Annotated in this window: 1 pseudogene; it reads left to right on the forward strand. The window is 57.7% G+C overall.

Going from position 1 to position 473, the window contains the following annotated elements:
- Positions 1-473: pseudogene (locus ACU8YC_RS26840) on the forward strand (DNA polymerase III subunit delta' C-terminal domain-containing protein); the annotation flags it as partial.

Genomic DNA, 473 nt, shown 5'->3' on the forward strand with positions numbered 1-473 from the left:
CTGATGCTGCTCAGCTAACCGATGCTGCCGCTAATGCGTTGCTGAAAACGCTGGAAGAACCGCCCGCGCAAACCTGGTTTTCCCTTGCCAGCGCAGAGCCAGCTCGCTTGCTGCCGACATGACGCAGCCGCTGCCGGTTACACCATCTTGCGCCGCCGCCTGAGTCATATGCAACTTCCTGGCTTGCCCGTGAAGCAACCGCGTCGTCAGAAGCGCTGTTGAGCGCGTTACGCCTTAGCGCAGGTTCGCCTGGTGCGGCCCTGACGCTGTTACAGGCCGATAGCTGGTCGCACCGCACCGATTTTTGTGCGGCACTGTCTGACACATTAAACACAGGTGACTGGTATATACTGCTCGCGGCGTTAAAACACGATCAGGCTCCCACCCATTTACACTGGCTGGCAACCTTGTTGACGGATGCGTTGAAACGCCCATACGGAGTTTCCCATTTGACGAATCCAGATGCTCTGGAC

It is taken from the genome of Citrobacter sp. VF227, from assembly GCF_052950715.1.